Annotated in this window: 8 protein-coding genes and 1 pseudogene; all 9 read left to right on the top strand. The window is 37.8% G+C overall.

Annotation, left to right across the window (positions count from 1 at the left end; genetic code table 11):
* Positions 1-106 precede the first annotated feature (106 nt).
* The 9 genes and pseudogenes from B3Q46_RS05100 to B3Q46_RS05060 all read left to right on the top strand — a co-directional run bounded on the left by B3Q46_RS05100 (position 107) and on the right by B3Q46_RS05060 (position 6,920).
* Positions 107-295 (top strand): YqaE/Pmp3 family membrane protein, encoded by a 189-nt coding sequence (locus B3Q46_RS05100; RefSeq protein ID WP_034171740.1) that lies wholly within the window; start codon positions 107-109, stop codon positions 293-295.
* 1,069 nt (positions 296-1,364) lie between these two features.
* A pseudogene (locus B3Q46_RS05095) lies at positions 1,365-1,684 on the top strand (type II toxin-antitoxin system RelE/ParE family toxin).
* Positions 1,677-1,949 (top strand): NadS family protein, encoded by a 273-nt coding sequence (gene nadS / locus B3Q46_RS05090; RefSeq protein ID WP_004781090.1) that lies wholly within the window; start codon positions 1,677-1,679, stop codon positions 1,947-1,949. Before B3Q46_RS05095 ends, nadS begins: the two are co-directional and overlap by 8 nt.
* Before the next feature lie 653 nt (positions 1,950-2,602).
* Complete coding sequence (gene pqqA, locus B3Q46_RS05085; protein ID WP_075107140.1) at positions 2,603-2,677, top strand: pyrroloquinoline quinone precursor peptide PqqA; 75 nt, start codon at positions 2,603-2,605, stop codon at positions 2,675-2,677.
* A gap of 70 nt (positions 2,678-2,747) precedes the next feature.
* Positions 2,748-3,659, top strand: a complete 912-nt coding sequence (gene pqqB / locus B3Q46_RS05080) for a pyrroloquinoline quinone biosynthesis protein PqqB (RefSeq protein WP_004781092.1) — start codon at positions 2,748-2,750, stop codon at positions 3,657-3,659.
* A 9-nt stretch (positions 3,660-3,668) separates the two neighbouring features.
* A complete protein-coding gene (gene pqqC / locus B3Q46_RS05075; RefSeq protein WP_004781093.1) occupies positions 3,669-4,427 on the top strand; it encodes a pyrroloquinoline-quinone synthase PqqC in 759 nt (252 codons plus the stop codon).
* Positions 4,424-4,708 (top strand): pyrroloquinoline quinone biosynthesis peptide chaperone PqqD, encoded by a 285-nt coding sequence (pqqD, locus tag B3Q46_RS05070; RefSeq protein WP_004781094.1) that lies wholly within the window; start codon positions 4,424-4,426, stop codon positions 4,706-4,708. The genes pqqC and pqqD overlap by 4 nt, the downstream gene beginning before the upstream one ends.
* Positions 4,705-5,856, top strand: coding sequence for a pyrroloquinoline quinone biosynthesis protein PqqE (gene pqqE, locus B3Q46_RS05065; protein ID WP_004781095.1), 1,152 nt, complete (start codon positions 4,705-4,707; stop codon positions 5,854-5,856). The genes pqqD and pqqE overlap by 4 nt, the downstream gene beginning before the upstream one ends.
* A 17-nt stretch (positions 5,857-5,873) precedes the next feature.
* Entirely contained in the window at positions 5,874-6,920 is a 1,047-nt protein-coding gene (locus B3Q46_RS05060) for a dipeptidase (protein ID WP_034706241.1), read from the top strand.
* Positions 6,921-7,068: the final 148 nt, after the last annotated feature.

Here is a 7,068-nt window from a genome sequence, read left to right as displayed (position 1 = left end):
GTCAATGCGTAAGTCCTATAACAGAAGAACGTGATCGAAAATTGTTTAATTGACCCCTTCAATGAAAATTAATTCACCTGAAATAACGTATCAGTAGGACCGTAATATGAGACTTTTGGTTGCTTTAATTTTTCCCTGGCTGCTGTTTTTTACGATAGGTCGTCCATTTGCAGGAATGATGTGTTTATTTCTTCAGATTACTATTCTAGGATGGCTTCCGGCCGCAATCTGGGCTGTATATGCTTTATCGCAGTATAAGACAGATAAAAAGATCAGGAAAGCATTACTCTACTAATTTCTGTGAAGAGGAAAATTAACTATTTTTTCTTTTTAGACCTGAGACGTTCTCCAAATTGACCACACTTTTAAGTGTGGTTTTTTATTTTTACCTAGCCTAAAGATATCATTTAGAAAAGAACTCATTTTTTATGAATTATAGTAATAATGATGGAACATAATGATATTGCTTAATAATGAGTATAATTTTATATTAAAAAATATAGAAAAATTAACTATAGGATTTTATTAAGTTTAATAAAAAAACTTATGAGTAATAAAAATGAAATATTGGAATATTATTTTAATAATCTCAATAACCATAATGTTATGCCTAACATTTTTCGTACTGTGTGTAGGACGCAAAGTTTGGAAAAATCTTATAGTTACCTTGATAATATCCACTCTCATTAGCTTCCTTATTTTATGCACTATAAATTTTTTATTTGGACATGGCATATATATTCCGTGGAGTGACCATAGCCATTGGACAGAGATATTAAGTATAGAAATAATACTCATGAGTTTAGTAATAGGGGGAGTTAGTACCTCCATGATTATGTTAGGGACATTTATTTCTAAAAATAATAGATAGCACAGAATTAATAATCTATAAGTTATAGAAATTGCTAGTAATTTTATAAAAAATTAAATTTATAAGTGTTATGCCAATCTATCTTAAAGAATTAATGATTATTCAAATGATTAATAAAAATAAGTTCATTATAGTGATTTTTAAGTTTAATTAATTGTGTGATATTAATCACTCTAATAAATAAGTCATTGATCAGATTCTAGGTTTTTTGTGGTGATTATTTAATCAATAAGTGTTTTAATCAATCTTATAACAATAAGTATAAAACTCCAGAGGCAAAAAATTAACCCTCTAATTCTTAGTTATAAAAAGAACTAGAACAAGAATTAGAGGGTGTCGTTTTGCTTATAAAATTCACTATATGTTTTTCCACACAGCTCCTATCCAATATGGATATGGGGCTACTTTTTTGGACTTACAGAGAGTCTAAAGCTCTCGTTTTTTTATTTCAAAACTGCTAAAATTCTTATACGCCATTGACGTATTTAAACTTATACTATTCATTGAAACCAGTATTTTTACCAAACAAATTAAAGAGCTGGTGAGTGATGAAGAATATCGTCGGCTCCAGCAAGATCTCTTGGTACAGCCTGATAAGGTGACTTAATCAAGAATGGGGGTGGAATCCGTAAAGTACGCTGTGCTCAAGGTAACAAGGGTAAAAGTGGCAGTATCCGTGTGATCTACTATTGGGTCACAGAAGATGATCAGATCTTTTTCCTAGTCGCTTATTCAAAGTCTGTGAAAGATAATCTGACAGACAAAGAGACCTCGACCCTGCGTCAATTAGTTAAGGAGCAATTTCATGGATAACAACTTATTTGATGACCTGGTTGCTTCAATCAAAGAAGCTGGTGCTATCAAACGTAATGAGATAAAGGCAGTTCGAGTCACAGAACTTGAATTGCCGGATATTAAAGAAGTACGTGAGAAAACTGGCTTAACCCAGGCAGAATTTGCTGCACGTTTGCATATCAGCGCGAGAACCCTACAAAACTGGGAACAAGGCCGTCGCTATCCGACTGGTCCTGCAGCGACTCTGATTCGCATTCTGGATGCCCATCCAACCCTAATTTAAAAAGTTTAGATAATAAAAACCCCCGGCATCCTGCCGGGGGTTTTCATGTTTTCTCATGTACTTTCACTATCCTCTGATCCCTATCGAATAACTTATAATTATTGTTTTATGTTATGAAACTTCCTGTTCCCGATGAGTTCATCATAGAAAAATTCCAGTATGCCACATAGCAGCAAAGGGACGAGTTTCATGTGCGCCAGGGCGTACAAAACAGCCTAAGTTTTATCCACAAGAAATGGGGATAATTTTGAAGGTTGAAGTATTGATAAAATTTACAAAATCGCAAAATTGACTACTTTTCAAACAAATTGATTGGCAAGAACTATCAAAACCGCCTAAAAAAAAGCCTACTTGTTTCCAAGTCGGCTTTTCGGGTTTGCGTCCCCGATTTCTTATAGCATAACTTTTTGAAATTTAACACTATTTATTTTGCGTTTCGTATAAGCTCTATTATGTTAAATGAAATTTCCACTATTTAAATGAGGTAATAAAAGCTTTAAAGCTAGTTTATAAACGATTCATATGTTACATCCTACTTAAAATTATAGTAGTTTCTTAAATAAGGTATATATCTTAATTGACTAGGAATATAATACATCTGACAATTTTCTTTATTCATCTTAACTTTATTAAGATCCTTTTGGAGCACTCCCATGCAATGGACTAAACCAGCTTTTCAAGATATCCGCATTGGTTTTGAAATCACAATGTATTTCGAAGCACGCTAAGGTTTAAGAGACTTAAATCAAATAAAAGCCCTAGACGACTAGGGCTTTTATTTTTTGGAAAGAGTGATCTATGTATATTCATGTTTTAGGTTCAGCAGCGGGCGGTGGTTTCCCACAATGGAACTGCAATTGCCACAATTGTCATGGTCTTCGTCAAGGCACGATTCAAGCTAAAGCACGCACCCAGTCTTCAATCGCTATTTCTGAAAATGGTATCGATTGGATTCTATGCAATGCGTCTCCTGATATTCGTCAGCAGCTTTTTGATTTTAAAGCGGCACAACCTGCACGCAAATTACGTGATACAGGCATCACCAATGTGGTGTTGATGGACAGTCAACTTGACCATACCACAGGTCTATTAACGCTTCGTGAAGGCTGCCCGATTAAAGTGTGGTGTACGGACATGGTGCATCAAGATTTGACTACAGGATTCCCGATTTTTAATATGTTAAAACATTGGAATGGTGGATTTGAATATCGTCAAATTGATCCAAAATCTTCTTTTAAAATTGAAGGATTTGAACATTTAGAGTTCACGCCTTTAATCATTCGAAGTGCTGCGCCACCTTATTCTCCCCACCGTCACGATCCACATGATGGCGATAATATTGCACTGATTGTGAAAGATCTAAAAACCCATAAGCAGCTCTTCTATGCACCGGGTTTAGGCAAAATTGATGATCAAGTGATGCAAATCATGCAAGCTTCAGATTGCGTCATGATTGATGGCACCTTGTGGACTGATACTGAAATGCAAGAATACGGTGTTGGTAAAAAAACGGGTCAAGAAATGGGTCATTTACACATTAGTGGTGAGGGGGGGTCTCTATCTTATTTAGATCAACTCGAAAATACGCGTAATGTGCTGATTCATATCAATAACACCAATCCGATCTTAAATGAACAGTCTCAACAAGCTGCAGAATTAAAAGCGCACGGGGTTGAAGTGGCTTTCGATGGTATGCAGATCGATTTATAAGGTGACATGATGCAACAGATTACAGAAGCCTTAAGTCCAGAAGCGTTTAAAGAAGCGATTCTTGCCAAAGGTCAGTATTATCATATTTACCACCCTTTTCACATTATGATGCATGAAGGGAAAGCGACACAAAAGCAAATTCAGGCTTGGGTGGCAAACCGTTACTATTACCAAATTAATATCCCACTGAAAGATGCGGCCATTATGGCCAATTGTCCTGATCAACGTGTGCGTCAAGAGTGGATTCAACGCATGATCGATCAAGATGGTATTTATCCTGATGGCGGTGGTCGTGAAGCGTGGTTAAGCTTGGCAGAAGCAGTGGGATTAACCCGCGAACAGGTGGTTTCTGAAGAATTGGTATTGCCTGGTGTACGTTTTGCCGTAGATGCTTATGTTAATTTTGCGCGTCGTACCACTTGGCGTGAAGCAGCAAGTAGTTCCTTAACTGAATTATTCGCACCACAAATTCATCAATCTCGTTTAGAGTCTTGGCCGAAACATTATCCTTGGATTCAAGAACAGGGCTATACCTACTTCCGTTCTCGTCTAAGTCAAGCACGCCGCGATGTAGAACATGGTCTGACCATCACCTTAAATTCGTTTAAAACGGTTGAAGAACAAGAGCGTATGCTCGAAATCTTACAATTTAAATTGGACATTCTTTGGACCATTTTAGATGCTTTGACTTTGGCCTATGTGCATAACCAAGCGCCTTATCATAGTGTCACCGCTGATCATGTTTGGCATAAGGGATTATTCAAATGAGTTTACCTGAATTAGATTTATCGATTATTCCAACATGGCGTCAAGGTTATCGTTTTCAGTTTGAACCGGCTCAAAATGCGTATGTTCTCCTGTACCCTGAAGGTATGATCAAATTGAATGAAAGCGCGAGTGAAATTGGTCAGTATATCGATGGACAAACCACGATTGCTGATATTATTCAAAAAGTCACCGCAAAATTTGGTGATATCCCTGAAATCAAACAGGACATTATTGAATATATGTTGGTTGCTCAACGTGAACATTGGATTGATTTAGCATGAAAGCAACTGTAGGGCTGCCACTGTGGTTATTGGCTGAATTGACTTATCGTTGCCCTTTACAATGTCCTTATTGTTCTAATCCTCTTGATTATGCTTTGCATAATCAAGAGTTGAGCACACAGGAATGGTTTAATGTTTTTGACCAAGCACGCCAAATGGGAGCCGTTCAACTGGGTTTCTCAGGGGGTGAACCTTTAGTTCGTCAAGATCTTGAAGAATTGGTGGCGTATGCACATCAAAAAGGTTTCTATACCAATTTGATTACCTCAGGTATGGGCTTAAACGAAGCACGGATTGCAGGGTTAAAACAAGCAGGTTTGCAACATATTCAAATCAGCTTTCAAGCCAGTGATCCCGTCGTGAATAATGCCCTTGCTGGCTCTAAACATGCATTTCAGCAAAAGTATGATATGTCACGTCTGGTGAAACAGTACGGTTATCCTATGGTGCTGAATTTCGTTATTCATCGGCATAATATTGATCAAATTGATCAAATCATTGAGCTCTGTTTGGAGTTGGAAGCGGATACCGTTGAATTGGCGATTTGCCAATTTTATGGTTGGGCCTATGAGAACCGTCAAGGCTTATTACCGACCAAAGAACAATTGGTTCGTGCTGAACGCATTACTAATGAATATCGTCAAAAAATTCAGGAACAAAATATCAAGTGTAAATTGATTTTTGTGGTCCCGGATTATTATGAAGAACGTCCAAAAGCCTGCATGGACGGATGGGGTAAAATCTTTTTAACAGTCTCTCCAGATGGGACTGCCCTACCTTGTCATGCGGCACGTCAGCTCCCCATTCAATTCCCAAATGTTAAAGAGAGTCAACTTTCCGAGATTTGGTATGACTCACTGAGCTTTAATGAATTCCGTGGTGATGACTGGATGCCAGACATGTGCCAAAGCTGCTCAGATAAAGATCGAGATTATGGCGGTTGTCGTTGTCAGGCATTTATGATGACGGGTGATGCTAAAAATGCTGATCCTGTTTGTGGTAAATCACCTGATCATTATAAGATTTTAAATGCTCGAATCGAAAGTGAAACCCCGATTCCTTTTGATCAACTGGTGTTTAGAAATCCTAAAAATTCTAGACAACTCAGTCAAAAACAATTGATTCCAACACGTACCGTGAGCGACTAATCAGGACACTTGAAGACATGATCTTTGATGGACATAATGACCTATTGACCAGTCTATGGCTCAGTTCTGCCAAAGATCCAGTGCATGAATTCCTTCATGGTACGTTGCCTGGACATTTAGATTTCAAACGTTGTCAGGAAGCACAATGGATGGGAGGATTATTTTCAATTTTTCTCCCCCCTTACGGGTATTTGCAAAAGCATTATCCGGAAAAAATTAAAGATCGCACTGCAACGGATTTTAGTGAAGAACAGATCATTGAGATTTGCACTGCTCAGTTGGAAATGGCTCAGCAGTTGCAATTACGTTCTGAAGGCAAAATTCAGATTTGCACATCTTTAGAACAAGTGAAGACCTGTTTTCAGCATCAGCAATTGGCGATTGTGCTGCATTTAGAAGGTGCCGAGGTTTTAGAATGCGAACCTAAACTTTTGGATACTTTTTATGAAAAAGGTTTACGGAGTATCGGGCCACTTTGGAATCGGAAAAGTCGGTTTGGGGATGGTCTGAATGCATCTTTCCCGCATTCGCCAGACACTGGATCAGGTTTAACGGAACAAGGCAAAGAATTAGTACGCATCTGTGAAAACAAAGGCATGATCATTGATGTCTCTCATATGAATGAGCGCGCTTTTTGGGATACTGCGGATATCCTTAAAGGCTTTAATCAGCCGATTGTCGCTACCCATTCCAACGTGCATGCCTTGTGTGCTCAAGCGCGAAATCTCACAGATTCGCAATTACAAGCCATTCAACGAAGTCATGGCATGGTCGGTATTAATTTTGATGTGGCTTTTTTAAGAAGCGATGGACAGCGTGATCCGAACACCTCAATTGACACCATTATCGATCATCTCAGTTATTTACTTGAACATTTGGGAGAAGATCATGTTGGGTTTGGTTCAGATTTTGACGGTTGTTTGCTGCCATTGGAGTTGGGTGATGTGACATATATGCCTTACCTACTTGAACGTATGCAGCAACGTGGTTTTTCTGAAGCGCTGATCGAGAAAATCAGTTCTCAAAATTGGTTTAACTTTTTAAATCAAATATTGAAGGCATAATTGTGTTTTCTTTAGAATACTTAAAATTAACATAACACACGTTATGCGAAATTAGAAAAATGAGTTTATTGCACTGATATTTATCTGTTTTTTAAATTTTAGACCTGGGTTGGTGCCCAGGTTTTTTTTGTTATTCCAAAGTAGAAAT

It is taken from the genome of Acinetobacter sp. UBA2581 (assembly GCF_002339435.1).
GTDB lineage: Bacteria > Pseudomonadota > Gammaproteobacteria > Pseudomonadales > Moraxellaceae > Acinetobacter > Acinetobacter variabilis.
The sequence above is the reverse complement of the archived record's forward strand: the minus strand, read 5'-3'. Positions and strand labels throughout refer to the sequence as shown.